Origin of the sequence: Paenibacillus terrae (genome assembly GCF_005217525.1) — a bacterium.
GTDB lineage: Bacteria > Bacillota > Bacilli > Paenibacillales > Paenibacillaceae > Paenibacillus > Paenibacillus terrae_C.
Genome location: NZ_PNXQ01000011.1, coordinates 57,679 through 73,830, shown reverse-complemented (window position 1 = coordinate 73,830; position 16,152 = coordinate 57,679). Strand labels below are relative to the sequence as shown.

Annotated in this window: 14 protein-coding genes; 7 read left to right on the top strand and 7 right to left on the bottom strand. The window is 47.2% G+C overall.

Annotated features, from left to right (window positions below; all coding sequences use genetic code 11):
* On the top strand, positions 1 to 1,491 hold a 1,491-nt coding region (locus C1I60_RS25480; protein ID WP_289306510.1), incomplete at its 5' end, for a 3'-5' exonuclease.
* 193 nt (positions 1,492 to 1,684) lie between these two features.
* Here the strand turns inward: C1I60_RS25480 and C1I60_RS09170 are convergent.
* The gene (locus C1I60_RS09170) at positions 1,685 to 1,975 is read right to left on the bottom strand and encodes a hypothetical protein (protein WP_252361647.1); all 291 of its coding nucleotides are present in this window, start codon (positions 1,973 to 1,975) and stop codon (positions 1,685 to 1,687) included.
* A 338-nt stretch (positions 1,976 to 2,313) separates the two neighbouring features.
* Between C1I60_RS09170 and C1I60_RS09165 the strand changes: the two genes are divergently transcribed.
* Positions 2,314 to 2,892 carry a DUF4256 domain-containing protein gene (locus tag C1I60_RS09165; protein ID WP_212734453.1) on the top strand — a complete coding sequence of 193 codons (579 nt, stop codon included), beginning with the start codon at positions 2,314 to 2,316 and terminating at the stop codon, positions 2,890 to 2,892.
* Positions 2,893 to 3,154: 262 nt separating this feature from the next.
* Here the strand turns inward: C1I60_RS09165 and C1I60_RS09160 are convergent, their stop codons facing one another.
* A complete protein-coding gene (locus C1I60_RS09160) occupies positions 3,155 to 3,991 on the bottom strand; it encodes a MerR family transcriptional regulator (protein WP_137061437.1) in 837 nt (278 codons plus the stop codon).
* A gap of 131 nt (positions 3,992 to 4,122) precedes the next feature.
* Between C1I60_RS09160 and C1I60_RS09155 the strand changes: the two genes are divergently transcribed.
* On the top strand, positions 4,123 to 5,859 hold the full coding sequence (locus C1I60_RS09155) for an ABC transporter ATP-binding protein (protein ID WP_137061436.1): 1,737 nt from the start codon (positions 4,123 to 4,125) through the stop codon (positions 5,857 to 5,859).
* Positions 5,852 to 7,669 (top strand): ABC transporter ATP-binding protein, encoded by a 1,818-nt coding sequence (locus C1I60_RS09150; RefSeq protein WP_137061435.1) that lies wholly within the window; start codon positions 5,852 to 5,854, stop codon positions 7,667 to 7,669. The genes C1I60_RS09155 and C1I60_RS09150 overlap by 8 nt, the downstream gene beginning before the upstream one ends.
* Positions 7,670 to 8,001: 332 nt before the next feature.
* Here the strand turns inward: C1I60_RS09150 and C1I60_RS09145 are convergent, their stop codons facing one another.
* The 4 genes from C1I60_RS09145 to C1I60_RS09130 form a co-directional block, all read right to left on the bottom strand.
* Complete coding sequence (locus C1I60_RS09145; protein ID WP_252361646.1) at positions 8,002 to 9,174, bottom strand: transposase; 1,173 nt, start codon at positions 9,172 to 9,174, stop codon at positions 8,002 to 8,004.
* Positions 9,175 to 9,677: 503 nt separating this feature from the next.
* Positions 9,678 to 10,550: a MetQ/NlpA family ABC transporter substrate-binding protein gene (locus C1I60_RS09140; RefSeq protein ID WP_137061434.1), complete on the bottom strand. Its 873-nt coding sequence runs from the start codon at positions 10,548 to 10,550 to the stop codon at positions 9,678 to 9,680.
* 22 nt (positions 10,551 to 10,572) lie between these two features.
* Complete coding sequence (locus C1I60_RS09135; protein ID WP_137061433.1) at positions 10,573 to 11,343, bottom strand: SDR family NAD(P)-dependent oxidoreductase; 771 nt, start codon at positions 11,341 to 11,343, stop codon at positions 10,573 to 10,575.
* A gap of 3 nt (positions 11,344 to 11,346) precedes the next feature.
* Positions 11,347 to 11,808, bottom strand: coding sequence for an S-ribosylhomocysteine lyase (locus C1I60_RS09130; protein WP_137061432.1), 462 nt, complete (start codon positions 11,806 to 11,808; stop codon positions 11,347 to 11,349).
* Positions 11,809 to 12,075: 267 nt separating this feature from the next.
* Here C1I60_RS09130 and C1I60_RS09125 point away from each other — a divergent pair, with 267 nt between their 5' ends.
* Positions 12,076 to 12,879 carry a GTP pyrophosphokinase gene (locus C1I60_RS09125; protein ID WP_137061431.1) on the top strand — a complete coding sequence of 268 codons (804 nt, stop codon included), beginning with the start codon at positions 12,076 to 12,078 and terminating at the stop codon, positions 12,877 to 12,879.
* Positions 12,880 to 13,080: 201 nt separating this feature from the next.
* Here C1I60_RS09125 and thrS read toward each other — a convergent pair whose 3' ends face one another.
* Positions 13,081 to 14,994 carry a threonine--tRNA ligase gene (gene thrS / locus C1I60_RS09120; RefSeq protein WP_137061430.1) on the bottom strand — a complete coding sequence of 638 codons (1,914 nt, stop codon included), beginning with the start codon at positions 14,992 to 14,994 and terminating at the stop codon, positions 13,081 to 13,083.
* Between the two features lie 286 nt (positions 14,995 to 15,280).
* On the opposite strand from thrS, the gene C1I60_RS24435 reads away from it, so the two are divergent.
* The gene (locus C1I60_RS24435) at positions 15,281 to 15,430 is read left to right on the top strand and encodes a hypothetical protein (protein WP_170970768.1); all 150 of its coding nucleotides are present in this window, start codon (positions 15,281 to 15,283) and stop codon (positions 15,428 to 15,430) included.
* 129 nt (positions 15,431 to 15,559) lie between these two features.
* Complete coding sequence (locus tag C1I60_RS09115; protein WP_170970767.1) at positions 15,560 to 16,114, top strand: TetR/AcrR family transcriptional regulator; 555 nt, start codon at positions 15,560 to 15,562, stop codon at positions 16,112 to 16,114.
* Positions 16,115 to 16,152: the final 38 nt, after the last annotated feature.

Genomic DNA, 16,152 nt, shown 5'->3' with positions numbered 1-16,152 from the left:
GCGAAGGTCATTACCCTTGATATTAATTACCGCAGCGATGCGCGGATTTTGGGGCTGGGCTCCAACATTGTCGCCAAAAACGTCCACCGACGCTCCAAGCGCCTGTCGGCTGCCGGACGTGAGGGCCTGCCCCCACAGTTTGCCACGCCATCCGGGCCGGAGGAAGAAGCGGCGCATATTGTTACACATCTACTCGGACAAGTGGAGGAAGGTCGGCTTCGCTATCGGGATATCGCAATTTTGCATCGGACAGCCAGCGGAAGCCGTTCTATTTTTGAGCAATTAATCATGCGGGATGTACCGTTTATTCAGTACGGAGCCGGGGCTGTATTTTATGACCAATCCCTGATTCGTCCCTTGATGGATCACTTGCGTCTGTCGTTGAACCCCCGGCGGATGGAATCCATTCCGAGTACCCTTGGGCCGCTGTATGTCTCCCGTGAAGCAGGGATGGAATGGATTATGCGCGAGGAAAAGCAGCAGGCTAAAAAATATCCGTTAATCCATCTCAGCCGTTGGGATCGGCTGCGCGACTTTCAGCGTGAACAGGTGAAGGAGCGTATCCGGCTGATTCGCAGCCTCACCACGATGAAGCCGACCTATGCCATTCAGGAAATGCGGCGTGTTTTCTATGATAAATATTTGGAAAGCGGCGATACGGGCGCATGGACTCATTATAAGGAAACAATGCAGGAAAGCCTGGAGGAGCTGGAAACGGCGGCGAAGCGGTTTGACACGGTGGAGGCGTTCGTCAGCTTTGCGGACGAGCTTTCCGAGCGCCACCGTCAGATGGAATCGCTGCGCAGAGAGGAAGACAGCGATGCTGTCCGCCTCATGACGATCCACCGGGCCAAGGGACTGGAGTTCCCTTGCGTCTACTGGATCGGCGCCAGCGAAGGCATCCTACCGCACAGCTCCGCGTTGCACAGCGAGCTGCCAGAGGATCGGCGGGCAGGCGCAGCCCCCGCAGCGGCCGTAGATAACGACGCGGCGCTGGAGGAAGAGCGCCGCCTCGCCTACGTGGCCGTCACCCGGGCGAAGGAGCTGCTGTACATCACCTCCCCTGCCTCCAACCACGGCAAGCCTGCCGCCGTGTCGCGCTTCCTGCTGGAAGCCTACGGGGTCACACCCCCTGAGGCTTCCAAGCCGGAAACGCGGCGCACCAGCTTCGGCCAGCCGAAGGGGGCTTCCGGGCATGGTAGCCGCTCCAGCAGCGGAGCGGCCGTGTCCAGCACGGCTGCCCGCGTGAGCAGCAGACCCGGACCGGGCAGCGGGTCAGCGCGGACGGCCTCGTCGGTGGCGAGTACACGGGAGGAGCCACGCATCAGCGTGCCCGTGTGGAAATGCACCGACGACGCCTGCAAGGCGTGGATGCGGCGCGATACGACAGGCGCCCGCCGAATGGCTTCGGCTGGAGCAGGCGCGCCGCCGGTGTGCCCGCTCTGCTCATCCCCGATGACAGAGGGGACACGCAGCATCCCGGCCAGATAGGCATAAACTAAATCATTCTTCCCCTGAAAATGTATAAAAGCACCATCAAAACCACTAGCTACATGGTTATGATGGTGCTTATTGTTCATTATATATCTGTCATTTTCTATTTATACCATTTCCATAAATACTTTAAGAGAGTGGAAACAGAAATACGCTTTTGTGAAAGGACAACAAAGCGACCTTTCATGTTTTAGTCTTCTACAAAACGGATATAAGGACGTTGAAAATACCTTTGGTCTGACACGAAGTAATATTCTTTCCCCACAACAAGAGGAGGGATAACGGACTTTGAAGAAATATATAATTTTTTAATCTCGCCTCCGTTAGAGGCATCGCTTTGGATGACTAAGTAATCATCATGAACTTCGACTAATTTAGCGGTTTCACTTGGATGAGATCCTGAATAATAATAAATCCAGCCCAATATTAGTAAAATAAATACAATTCTTAAAGTTACTTTAATTATTTTTTTTTTGGACAAAAATATTATCACCTCCAATAACTGAGCATTATACTATATCTATGATGCTAAAAGAGATCAAGAATATATGTATTCAAAGTAACTATACCGAAGGAATGGTTAGTAGCAGCAGTAAAAATCTTAGTGGAAACTTATAATAAGTGCCTACAACTAGTTAGGGAGAAGGATGAATCCGTAAACGTTTTTTTCGAAGAAATTAGTGATGATGTATCGATTGAAGAAGTTGGAACATTCTCTACCTTACTCTCACGCTATATTCGTCCGATGAATTCTAATAAAATGGGCAACCCTATTCTACAAACCGACCACTGAAGCAGGCATTGAAGGGAGAAATGTAGATGACAACGAGCCCAATGGGAAGTGAGAGGAAATTATCGCCAGAACAACGTGAGGGACTGCTCAAAACCTTGAAAGCGCGTTTTGAAAAAAACATGAACCGTCACCCAGGTATGGAATGGGCCAGCCTGCAAGCGAAGTTTGAAACTCTGCCTGAAAAACTGTGGTCGCTCCATGAAATGGAAAGGAGTGGCGGTGAACCGGATGTTGTTCATTATGACAGTAAGGCAGACGAATACACTTTTGTTGATTGTTCAGTGGAAAGTCCCAAGGGCCGCAGAAGTATTTGTTATGACCGTGAAGCGTTGGAGTCAAGGAAAGAACATAAACCACAGAATAATGCGGTTGGAATGGCAGTAGCCATGGGCATTGAGCTTTTAACAGAAGAGCAGTACCGGGAACTGCAGAAGCTCGGAAACTTCGATATGAAAACATCCAGTTGGGTGATCACACCCGCTAATATTAGAAAATTGGGTGGGGCCATTTTTTGCGATCGTCGCTACGATACGGTCTTTGTGTACCACAATGGAGCAGAATCTTACTATGGTGCAAGAGGATTCCGCGGATCGTTAAAGGTCTGAGAATGGGCTTCCCGATTAATGCGGACACTGCATCCTGTGATTGCTGTAAGGAACGAAGCGAAACCAAGCAATGGGCGAAGTTCGATTAAGGTCAGCAGAAGGCGATCCAATATCGGTTGCTGGACCGTATACCGTCACTTCAATGCGACCTTTCCTGGAATTTACCCAAGGAAAGGTCGCTTATGTTTATATCCATATGTTTTCAAAAGTTTAATCCCCTATGGAATTATTAATGTGATCAGGAAGATTGCTTGATGCCCCATCACCCAAGATGATGACCACCGCTCGGTTCCTCAATATGCACCATGACCCGGACCAGATAATCCTCCGCATGTTGCAGCACGATCTCATCCTGCATGTAATTCTCGTAAGCATTACCCTTGATGCTGTAATGATTCTTCTCTATATAATCAAAGATCTGCGGGTAAATCTTCTCGGTATCACCATAATCTGCTCTCGCATAAGACACGAGGTAGAACCCCTCCGGCATATACTCCTGAACGTAATACTCTGTGGTCATGAAGCTGTACATATGGGAGATCATATCTCCATCCTTCTTCAGCAGATCCTCTTTGGGAATAATCACGCCACTCGGATATCCAATCGGCGCATGTTCCTTGTTCAGACGTACCTGAAAATCCTTCCAGAGCTCTTCGGGAAATTGGTTTTTGGATGAGTAGACGCGGCGGCTCAGCAGCAACGGCGTCTTTGCTTGCCAGATGACATACATTCGGCTCGTATCAATATTCAAGGAATGCTCTATATCTTCCGCACGCCGGATGATCATCTGTTTGGCCTGTGCAAGTTTCGCAATCTGCAGCTGCAGAATCTCCTCCTGCTTTCGCAGAAGTTTAAGGGTGCTGCCAGGGGAACGCTGGCCGAGATGCTCCTGGATTTCCTCCAGGGACATGCCCAGCTCTTTGAAAATATGAATTACACCGATGGTATCGAGCTGGCTACGACTGTAATAGCGATAACCATTGTCCGCAACAAAGGCAGGCTTGAATAACCCGATACGATCATAATAAATGAGTGTTTTGCGTGTTATATCAGACAGTTTGGAAAAAGCACTAATGGACAACATGTCGCTTGGATGCATGGGTACCTCCAGGTCAAAAAATGTGGATTGACTGTATAGCAACTATACAGTTTATAATAGCATCTGTTCCTACGATTGATCTACATCTGAACGTAACTCAGACGGGTTTATTACACAAGAGGAGAATGCATATGTTGGGAAAATTACTGCAAAGTGTGAGGGAGTATAAAAAAGATACATGGCTAACTCCCTTGTTTTTGCTTGGTGAAGTTGCAATGGAAGTCATCATCCCGTTGTTTATGGCCGAATTGATTGATCAGGGCATTACCGGAGGCCAAATGAATCAGGTTGTTAAATACGGCTTGATCCTGGTGCTGTTTGCACTGGTATCTCTTATCTTTGGCGTACTGGCGGGTAAACACTCTGCAATCGCCACGTCAGGCTTTGGCAAAAATTTGCGTTACGACCTGTTCCGTCATGTTCAGCAACTGTCGTACTCCAATATGGACAAATTCTCGACCTCAGGGATCGTCACAAGGCTGACTACAGATATTACGCATGTGCAAAATGCCTTTTTGATGATCATACGGATTGCATTCCGTAGTCCGGTGATGATGATTTTTGCAATGATAATGACGTATCGGAGCAGCCCTACCATCGCAATGTGGTTTGTGATCGTCATTCCTATTCTGGCGGTGGGCATGGTCCTCATTATGAAGTATTCGTTTCCCATCTTTGAACGTGCCTTCGACAGTTATGATGACCTGAATAAAGTGGTTCAGGAAAATGTTCGCGGCATTCGGGTCGTCAAATCCTATGTTCGGGAAGAACATGAGGTATCTAAGTTTCAAGTGGTATCCCAAAAGATATTTGCTCAAATGGTTAAGGCAGAACGCATTTTGTCGTATGAACTGCCCCTGATGCAAATTGTGCTGTATGCCGTGATGCTGCTTATTTCCTGGGTTGGAGCCAAACTGGTTGTGGGTGGTAGCATGACAACCGGAGAGCTGACCAGTGTATTTGCTTATTCCATGCAAATCCTGATGAGCCTGATGACGCTAGGTATCGTCGTTATTATGGTCGCCATTGCCCGTGCTTCCGCTGGACGTATTAACGACCTGTTAAGCGAGCAACCGGACATTACAAGTCCAGAATCACCAGTAATGGAACTGCATACGGGAGAGGTGGAGTTTCGCAACGTCTCCTTCCGTTACTCCGACAAAGCCGAGAACTATGCACTATCCGGCATCAACCTTCGCATTGCTTCAGGACAGACGATTGGGATTATCGGGGCAGCCGGTAGCGCGAAATCCACATTGGTGCAATTGATTCCGCGTCTCTATGATGCCAGTGAGGGCGAGGTGCTCGTTAGCGGAACCAATGTGAAGGACTATGATCTGAATGTGCTTCGAAATCAGGTCGCGATGGTACTGCAAAAAAACATTCTGTTTGAAGGCTCCATCAAGGAGAACCTGCATTGGGGGAATGAATCGGCGACCGATGAAGAGCTGATCGAAGCCTGCAAAGCGGCGCAGGCGCATGAATTTATTTCCACTTTTTCTGATGGATATGATACCCACCTGGCACAAGGTGGCACCAACGTTTCCGGAGGTCAGAAACAGAGGCTGTGTATTGCAAGAGCCTTGCTCAAAAAGCCGAAGATTCTGATTCTGGATGATTCGACCAGCGCTGTGGATACACGCACAGATGCATTGATCAGGAACGTTTTCAAGGAAAGTATCCCGGATACGACCAAAATCATTATTGCCCAGCGGATCGCATCCGTCGAAGATGCAGATCAGATTGTGCTGCTGGACGAAGGCAAAATGGTGGATATCGGAACACACCAGGAGCTTTTGGACAGAAGTACAATTTATCAAGAGGCTTACCATACACAAACGAGGGGCGGTGAAGAACAGGATGGATAACACAAATTATGGTCAAACCATTAAACGTTTGCTGACCTACTTCAAATATTACAAGTTTAGAACTGCACTGGTGTTGCTGCTCGTACTGGTTAGCTCTGCCGTCTCTGTAGCTTCCGCAGCCTTTCTGCGACTGCTCATTGATGATTTTATCGTACCATTGCTGGGCGATCAGCATCCGGTGTTTGATGCCTTGTTGCAGACATTGATTATCCTGGCTGTAATCTACGCTGCGGGAGTCGTTAGTACATTTGTCTCGAAGCGGCTGATGATTACGATCTCGCAACAGATTATGAAGAAAATTCGCGACCGTTTATTCGGGCATATGCAGAAGCTTCCGATTAAATATTTTGACCGCAAAGCCCATGGGGATATTATGAGTCACTACACCAACGATGTGGATACCCTTAACATGATGCTCACGGATGGATTGCCACAGTTGTTATCTACTGCCGTGACGGTTGTCGTGGTCCTCGGTACGATGTTATATCTGGATGTGCCGTTAACCATTGTAGTTGTATTGGGTGCACTCGCGATGTTGTGGATTACCAAAACAGTCGGTACCAAGGCGACTCAGCACTTTTTCCGGCAGCAGGAATCGATTGGTGTGGTGGATGGATATATTGAAGAAATGATTCATGGTCAAAAGGTGGTACAGGTGTTCAGCCGGGAGGAGGAAGCTATTGAACAGTTTGCACGTCTGAACGATGAATTGTTTGAGAATTCTGCAACAGCCAACAAATATTCCAATATTCTGATGCCTGTTAATGCCAATCTTGCAACATTAATTTATGTTCTCGTTGCTATTGTTGGTGGAGCTATGGCGATCTCTGGCTGGAATACAGGCCTGACCTTGGGGAGTATCGCAGCATTTCTAAGCTTGTCCAGAAATTTCACGATGCCGATTGCCGAAATTTCCTCGCAGGTGAGCATGTTTGTGGTGGCCCTTGCGGGAGCACAGCGGATATTCAATATGATGGATGAACATGCTGAAGAGGATGAAGGGCTTGTGACGCTGGAGAAAAATCAGCATCGTGCCGGATGGTCATGGAAGCTGGAAGACGGCTCTACCGTGGTTCTGAAAGGGAAAGTGGAATTTAAGGACGTATGTTTCACGTATGATGGGAAAAAGCAGGTGCTGCAGGATATTACGTTATATGCGATGCCCGGGCAGAAACTTGCCTTCGTAGGTGCAACTGGTGCAGGCAAGACAACCGTGGCGAATCTGCTGAATCGTTTCTACGATATTACGGAAGGCGAGATCATCTATGACGGTATTAATATTCAGCGTATTCAAAAAGCTGATTTGCGCCGTTCTTTGGGAATTGTTCTGCAGGATACCCATCTGTTCTCCGGTACTGTAGCTGACAATATTCGTTACGGAAGGCTGGAGGCCAGTGACGAGGAAGTCATTCAGGCTGCCAAGCTGTCATACGCAGCTAGTTTCATTGAACGCTTGCCCGATGGATATGATACCCACCTTGATGGGAACGGCAATGGGCTTTCGCAGGGACAGAGCCAATTGCTCGCCATTGCCAGGGCAGCGATTGCGAATCCGCCGGTGATGATTCTGGATGAAGCAACGTCTTCGATTGACACACGCACGGAAGCACTGGTACAAATGGGCATGGATAATCTGATGGACGGTCGAACGGTATTTGTTATTGCCCATCGGTTATCCACCGTGCGAAATTCCGATGCCATTATGGTGATGGAAAAAGGCCGGATCAAGGAACGCGGCGACCACCATCAGTTGCTCGCGACCAAAGGAATTTATTATCAATTGTACACAGGAGCCTTTGAATGGGATTAAATGGAGCAGAATCTTACTATGGTGCAAGAGGATTCCGCGGATCGTTAAAGGTCTAAATCGTTAAGGGGCTAAACCTAAATAATATCTACCTATGTTTTAAGCTCAAGTGGTATTTCGACTTGAGTTTTTTTGTTTTGATATGGATACGTATACGAATAAAGCAGTAGTACCCTATAGTAAATTTATGAAATCGGAGTATAAGCATGGTATCCGTTTCGGATATACTGGGTGTATAATTTTGGTGGGTTATAATACATACTGGTCAGTCAAAAGTTCTCCAACGCTAAGAAACCAACGAATCGCGCTCCACATCAGCGTTTTCCTGCTTGGATTTAATTATTCTCGTTATGGATACATGCGGATTCTGAGCAAACAGGCGAAAAATAGATTTGCGTAAATAAGCAGCAACGCTGGCCTCCGAGACCACCGCATGGGAGGGCGTTCGCAGATAGCGGAAAAACAAGCCCCGAGGTCCGGCCTGAAAACTGCAAAGCGACGAGTTGCAGGAGTCCCATCGCAATGCACTGGCACATCACGAATCCCTCGATCGCCTGGATCGTTTTCTCGATACGTTGCCGATCTTGCTCGTTCGTTACGACTTCGAGGGGATGCGCTTCCTCCTTTTTCAAAAACCGCTTCAGCTTCGGCATCGACTTGCTCCAGAAGCGGTAGCCGAAGGCGTGGGTGACCTGCTTCATTTCCCGAAACGTGCATTCGATCTTGAAGCGATAACTGTACAAGCGGATGATGTCCGTGGCCGCCAAACTCAAATCCGTACTGACCAAGATGGAGTAGCGACCCTGATGAACCACCAGCACAAAACGTAATTCCTGATATAAGCCCTGGCCCCAAAGCAGATCCAGGCACAGATATTGAATCGTCTCTTCTTGGTCGTACAGCAGGATGGTCGCGGTTTGAAAATCGGCAGCGCGAGTCGTGAACAACTCCTTCAGTTTGATCTCATGGCCTTTTTTCGGCGGTCGGCCACGCCCTGGCTTCTTCGCAGGGGGACGCTCGTAAGCGACTGCGTTCGATTTGGCTTTCGTCACCAGGTGCATGCGGGTTTCGGAAGCGAGGTGGCACGCATTCAGTCGCTCCAAGGCCGGAACCGACAAGAAGTACCGATCCAAAAGCAGCAGCGCTTGACCGAAGCCTTTCGCAGCCTCGAAACCTTGTTCGATCATTTGAACGACATGGGAAGATGACTCGGGTTCGCTCGCGGACTTCTTCCAGCCCAGAATGGTTTTGACACCGTCTTGCAGATTCATGAACAAGGGCAAGCAGAACCACTTCCGGGAATCGCCGACCAGAATGCCGATGGCGCCGAACAAATGACCAAAGATATAGTCACCCTTGGAGACATTTTCGGATTCCTGATGAAGCTTCCTGGAAGTCACGCCCAGATGGTCGGAGCGCAGCATAAAACCCACAACGATAACGACAAACCACTCGAACGTCGCTTGTCTGGAAAAGCAGGAACGGAAAGGCTGTAAAAGGTTGTTCAAGTATTTTAGCATAGGTGTGGTCAATCGCTCGAAAATGGGGTACACTTTTTGTCGTAACCCATTCAGCGGTCCTTCCTTTTTGTGCCAGAACTTAAGGATACACCAGACCATACCTGATTGGGTTATTTTTCTATGTCACAAAATTTTCGACAAGAACTTTTGACTGTCCAGCTATGATTGACCAATCACAACTTTTGGGAACAATTCGGTCAGTCCGTTCACTTTGTCGAAGTATCTGTCATGGGGAGGTGTTGTTTCATTGGGTTTCTGGCAATTGATAATCGCGTGGATATGTACTGTTTGTTTGGTAATCGTTTTTAAAGATAGAGTTAGCAAGTGGTTGCTCTATCCTTTGTCGCTTATTTGCATATTTGGTACATTGTGTTTTTGGATTTATAATCAATAAATTGAGCAAATAGAGGAAATCGGGAGCATCCTGTCATTCCTCTATACATCGCTCAATTGCTTTTATTATGATCTTAGCGACAAACTACTTCCCAGTATTACTTTCCTTCCAAATAAGAAACAGGCTCTTTAACCTCTACTTTGGTGCCGCCAAATTCATCTTTAATGTATTTTTGGGTATCCTCGCTATGATACAGATCTGCCAACTTTTGAAGTCCTTTGTCATTCGCCTTATCGGATGAGGTAACCAGGACATTGATATTATTTTTAGTCGCCTGACTGATCTCTTCGTGGAACAAAGAATCATTAAGTACATTCAGGCCACCCTCTAGAGCAATCGTGTTCCCGATCAATACCAAGCCCACATCCTGAATCACACGCGGCCCTGTTTTGTCGTCGATCAGCTCAAATTTCAGGTTTTTAGGATTGCTGGTGATATCATTGACCGTGCCTAAAGCGTCATCAAAATCTGCTTTCAGCTTAATTAGGCCGGACGCCTCCAACAGCTTCAAACCTCTTGCCGTATTGGCCGGATTATCTGCCAAAGCCACCAAAGCCCCGTCCGTCACTTCATCAATGCTTTTGAATTTTTGTGAGTAGATACCCATCGGCTCCAGATAGGTTGTGGCAATAGCCTTCAAATCTGCCTTACTTTCCTTGTTATAGGTAACGAGATAAGCCCACGACTGGAATGCATTCACATCCACTTCGCCTTCCTTGGTGGCATTGTTCGTTTCGATTCCTCCGTTAATTTCCTTCACTTGAATGTCCAGCTTGGCATCCTTGGCTGCTTGAGACTGGGCAATATGCTTCCAGATCTGTGCGTCCGAGCCCATGGAGCCGATGACTATTTTCTGTGTTTCCGAACCGGAAGTGGAGCTGGCGCCACTACTGTCAGAGCTTTTATTGCCACATCCTGCGGCTACTAATAATAAACTGATTCCTAATAGTAAAACGAATGATTTCTTCATCTCTACTTCCCCCCAGATCTTGCTAGTGCATCGTCATTCCGCCTGTAACATTAATCGCTTGCCCTGTCATATAGGCAGAAAGCGGACTTGCCAAAAACAGCACCACATTGGCGACGTCCTCCACCTCGGCCGTTCTTCCCAGAGGTACCTGAGAACAATCCTCCTCATATATTTCTTGAGCGGTCATTCCACGAATGACGCCCCCCTCAATCCGTTCCCGATGCTTCATCGGCGTTTCCACAATGCCGGGACAGACCGCATTAACCAAAATATTTTGCGGTGCAAGCTCAACCGCCATAACCTTGGTTAATCCGAGAACTGCATGCTTGGAGGCGCAATACCCTCCCATCGCTCGATATCCATTTTTTCCAGCCTGTGAAGCGATTTGAATAATTCGTCCCGGCTTATGAGCGTTCACCATTTCTTTGGCAAAACGTTTGGACGCCACATATAATCCAGTTGAATTAATAGAAAATACCTTCTCCCAGTCTGCTAAATCGCTATCAATAACATAGTCCATCGTGGAAGTACCTGCACAGTTTACCAATATATAGGGGACTCCCGTTTCGCTGAACAGTACATTGCACCATCTCTCAATATCGTCCGGCCTGGAAATGTCCAAGTGAGTTTCAACCAACTGCGGATGAACCACTCGATACGGCTCTTCATAAGAAATATCAGCAGAAATCACTTTGGCCCCGCTTTTAATAAAAAGCTCTACAATTCCCTTGCCTATGCCTGACTTGCCACCTGTCACTACCGCTGTCTGATGAGATAGGTCGATCGAAATCATAAATTACAATACTCTTTCGAAAGGATCTCGGCTAATGCCCGCTTCCAATACAATTTTCACATATTCCTGTGCTGAGAAAAGAGAGTGGTCCTTGTAGTTCCCGCATTCCAAAGGTGTAACAGCCGGAACCTCCGTGGTTTCCAGAATTCTTTTCAAGGTTTTTTCCAAAGCGACTGCAATTTCCTCGGGCTCATGCTCGTTCCAAAGAATCAAATAAAACCCGGTTCTGCATCCCATTGGAGAAATATCGATAATCCCTTTAATTTCATCTCTCAAATACGTCGCCAACAAGTGTTCCAGTGTATGTACAGCGGCTGTTGGAATTGCATCCTCATTCGGCTGTAAAAATCTCAAGTCATACTTTTGGACTGTGCTTCCTTTTTCGTCATGCTCTACTCCAGCTGCTCTTACATAAGGGGCTTTTACAATCGTGTGATCTAATTGAAAGCTTTCTACTTTTGCCATTTCTCTCGACCTCTTTTTCTGTAATTTATATTGAATAGATGACTATAACAGAGCTTCATGTAATTTTTAAAAAAATGCTTCAAAGCAACATTTCAGCAATTATACATCGGTTTACTCGGTTTTACAATACAAATTGTTATCCTTTTTTTCTTCCTGCCCCCTCTTCTCCTTTGCCTGTAGGTTTTGACATAGTGTACAATATATACGGTAGTGCATATTTACGAAATAGAACGAGGACATCGTAAGCCTCACTTAGGAGAATGGCCTGTGAATGAACCGGATTGGAAGCACTTGAATGCTGTCCCTTTGCCCTTACAGGAATTTCAGCTACAGCTGGAGCAGAATGGAGTTAACGCCAAGCAACTGGAGGAATGGAGAAAAATCCCGGTCCTTTATCAGTTGGCTCTGGAGGAATTAAAGAACAAAATCAAGCTGATTCAGACCGAATGGAAGCTGATGGACGGCTTTAGCCCGATTGAGCATATCAAGACCCGAATCAAAGAGCCTCACAGCATTGTGGAAAAGGTTCGACGCAAAGGGTATGAAGTCACCCTGGACAATATACTGCGTGAAATTCATGACATCGCGGGAATGCGAGTCGTGTGTGCTTTTGTGAAAGATATTTACCGCCTGATGGATCACCTGCGCACACGGGAAGACATCCGTATTCTGGAGATCAAGGACTATATTGCCCAACCCAAGCCCAACGGCTATCAGAGCCTTCATGTGATTGTAGAAGTTCCGCTAATTCTGTTTGAAGGTACGCGCTGGATCAAGGTTGAAATTCAGCTCCGCACACTGGCTATGGATTTCTGGGCCAGCATGGAGCATATTCTGTACTATAAGTTCGATAAGAAAGTGCCTGAGCATGTCGTTAACGGATTATCCGAGGCTGCGCGTGCAACCTATGAGCTGGATCAGAAAATGCTCAAGCTGCGCGGCGAAATCTTGTCCCTCAGCGAGGAACAGGAGCAAGCAGACTCCCCGGAACATCCAACTGCTGCGGAATCCTCTTCGAAGACACTCTCCCTTGCCACGGATCACACCGAATCCCGTCCACAGACCTGCTAGACATTGGTGTACATGATCCTTGAACATTGGGCTGAGGCGCCAACAGCCTCGTTCAGCTTCAGCATTGCTAATTATGCATTATGAGGATTTTGCAAAAATCCTGATTATATAAATAAAGAGCGCTCAAAACCACTTTTATCGTGGCTTGAGCGCTCTTTGCTCTATATTTTTTTGTCTTGCTCTATTTCTTTTATTCAGAGTTTATTGCTTCTCTCGAATTTCAGTGCTGATTTTCTCAACGATGTCAGCAATGCTGAGCGATCCCAGATCGCCTTCGCCCCGTTTGCGAACCGCTACAGTACCGGTTGTTTTTTCATTTTCACCGATGACGAACATATATGGAACCTTTTCCAATTGTGCCTCGCGGATTTTATAACCAAGCTTCTCATTGCGAGTATCTACTTCGACACGCAGACCCGCTTGCAGCAGCGCTTCCTGTATCTCATTGGCAGTCTCGATATAGTTCTCGGATACAGGCAACAGCTTCGCATGAACAGGAGCCAGCCACAATGGGAACGCACCTGTAAAATGCTCGGTCAGGATGCCCATGAAGCGGTCAATCGAACCGTAGATGGCACGGTGAATAACGACTGGACGGTGCTTCTGATTATCCTCGCCCACATAGGTGAGGTCGAACTTCTCTGGCATTTGGAAGTCCAATTGGATCGTTCCGCACTGCCAGCTGCGTTTGAGTGCATCGAGAATGTGGAAGTCGATTTTCGGACCGTAAAATGCTCCATCTCCCGCATTGATACGGTAGCTGATGCCCAGGTGATCCAGCACGTTTTGCAAAGCTTGCTCCGCCTGATCCCACAGCGCTGGCTCGCCCATAAAGTCATCCGGACGTGTGGACAGCTCCACTGTAAAATCAAAGCCAAACACACTATACATTTCGTTAATCAGCTTGATGACATCTGTAATCTCTTGCTCAATCTGACCCGGAGTAACAAAAATATGCGCATCATCCTGACAGAAAGTACGAACACGCATCATACCGTTCAACGCGCCAGACAGCTCATGACGATGCACTTGTCCAAATTCGGAGATACGAATCGGCAGATCGCGGTAGGAATGAAGCTCATTTTTAAACACAAGCATATGCCCCGGGCAGTTCATCGGTTTCAGAGCAAACGTAGTTTCATCCACTTCGGAGAAGTACATATTTTCCTTGTAATGCTCATAGTGTCCCGATTGCTCCCACAGACGATTGTTCATCATCAGCGGTGTGCGTACTTCCTCATAGCCATGCAAGCGTTGAATTTCACGGGAGTAATCCTCCAGTGCAGTACGGACAACCATACCTTTAGGAAGATAGAACGGCATACCCGGTGCTTCCTCGGAGAACATGAACAGCTCCAGCTCTTTACCCAGCTTGCGGTGGTCGCGTTTTTTCGCTTCCTCCAGCAAGTGCAGATGCTCGTCTAGCTGTGCTTTTTTCGGGAATGCAGTTCCGTAGATACGTTGCAGCATCTTGTTGTTGGAATCGCCTCTCCAGTATGCGCCTGCTACACTCAGCAGTTTAAAAGCTTTAATGCGGCCTGTAGATGGCAAATGCGGCCCACGACACAGGTCAAAAAATTCGCCCTGATCGTAGATCGTAATTTCCGCTTCCTCCGGCAAATCACGAATCAGTTCCAGCTTCAATGGATCTTCCAGCTCTCCAAAAATACGAGTTGCTTCCTCACGGCTGACCACACGACGTGTAATCGGCAGATTTTCCTGGGCAATCTTCGTCATTTCCTTCTCGATCTTCGCCAGATCGTCAACGGACAACGGGTTTTCGATATCAATGTCATAGTAGAAGCCGCTGTCAATGACCGGACCAATACCCAGCTTTACGTTTTTCTCGCCATAAATGCGTTTGAGGGCTTGTGCCAGCAAATGCGCTGTGCTGTGACGATAAATTTCCAGACCGTCCGCACTGTCCAGCGTAATAATTTCAAGATCAACGTTCTGCTCCAAAACGGTGTTCAGATCCACAGCCTTCCCATTCACTTTACCTGCTACTGCGTTCTTTTTCAGCCCGGAGCTGATCGAACCCGCCACATCAGCGATCGTTACGCCCTGCTCGTACTCGCGTACCGCTCCATCTGGCAATTTCACCTGAATACTCACGATTAAAGCCTCCATTCAAATTGTAGGTTACATGCTATATATCAAAATTGAACGCAAAAAAACGCCTCTCTCCCTCAAGGGACGAGTGCGTTCAGCTCGTGGTTCCACCCTAGTTCGGTCCGCTCCTGCACGTACATTCATGTTCATTAAAACATGCTTATGCACGACATGCGTGACCCTCCATTGGTATCCGTTAACGGGGATCAATCGGTAGGCGCTTACTGATGTCACTGTCACATTGCACAGCTACAGGTTCAACGTCACGGCTACAAAGGGGTAACTTCACATGCGGTTGCCGGAAAAGCTCTCAGCCAAGTCTTTTCTCTCTGAACGGCCCTTCAAGGAAATCATGTCTTTGGTCAATGCCTTGAATATCACTATATGCTACAGCATTATAGATCAAATCCGCAGCTATTTCAAGTGGCTGTTTATGTAAGTTTCACTCCTCATATTCATCATCTGGTTGTGAGAACGATGTCCATATGTTTACACGACTCAAAAAACGCTGTAATATAACACTCATCTAGACGGTATCGTACAGAAAAAAGAGAGGGGGGAAGGAAAGTTGCCCAAAATCATTGTCACAGAAGAGCAATGGATCCAAGAAGGAATCAAACGGTTTGAACAGGGTGGAATCGAGCAGCTCGTTATCGAAAAAATGGCTGTTTCTTTAGGATGTAGCAAGAGCAGTTTTTATTGGTATTTTAACAATCGCAGCAGCTATATTAGACAGATTGTTGAGACATGGAAGGAACAGACAACACAACAGGTTATTGCAGCGTCCATCATCCATGCTACCGCAGACGAACGAATCAGAGACGTGCTGACCCGGATGTTCGGGACGACGAAACGGGGCGATTTCTTGTTTTATCTGCGGAAGCTGTCATTGAAGGATGGTACGTATCACTCCATTCTGGATGAAGTGGAACAAATGAGAATGGAGTTTATGCAGCAGTTATTTATCCAAAAGGGTATGCAGCCAGAGAAAGCCTTCCAGAGATCATGGATGTTGTACCATTATTACTTAGGGTGGTATGAGCGGCACAAACAAGAGACGTTAAGTGATGAAGCCATTCAGCAACATATTCACATGATTTGGACGGAGTGGATTTCAATTTAAGGAGGATGTCACATGTTGGAGTTACTTACATGGGCAGT

Excerpts from the sequence above, each read along its gene's own strand:
- C1I60_RS09165 (WP_212734453.1), top strand. The coding sequence starts at position 2,314 with ATGACAACGAGCCCAATGGGAAGTGAGAGGAAATTATCGCCAGAACAA.
- C1I60_RS09160 (WP_137061437.1), bottom strand. The coding sequence starts at position 3,991 with ATGCATCCAAGCGACATGTTGTCCATTAGTGCTTTTTCCAAACTGTCT.
- C1I60_RS09155 (WP_137061436.1), top strand. The coding sequence starts at position 4,123 with ATGTTGGGAAAATTACTGCAAAGTGTGAGGGAGTATAAAAAAGATACA.
- C1I60_RS09150 (WP_137061435.1), top strand. The coding sequence starts at position 5,852 with ATGGATAACACAAATTATGGTCAAACCATTAAACGTTTGCTGACCTAC.
- C1I60_RS09140 (WP_137061434.1), bottom strand. The coding sequence starts at position 10,550 with ATGAAGAAATCATTCGTTTTACTATTAGGAATCAGTTTATTATTAGTA.
- C1I60_RS09135 (WP_137061433.1), bottom strand. The coding sequence starts at position 11,343 with ATGATTTCGATCGACCTATCTCATCAGACAGCGGTAGTGACAGGTGGC.
- C1I60_RS09130 (WP_137061432.1), bottom strand. The coding sequence starts at position 11,808 with ATGGCAAAAGTAGAAAGCTTTCAATTAGATCACACGATTGTAAAAGCC.
- C1I60_RS24435 (WP_170970768.1), top strand. The coding sequence starts at position 15,281 with ATGCGGTTGCCGGAAAAGCTCTCAGCCAAGTCTTTTCTCTCTGAACGG.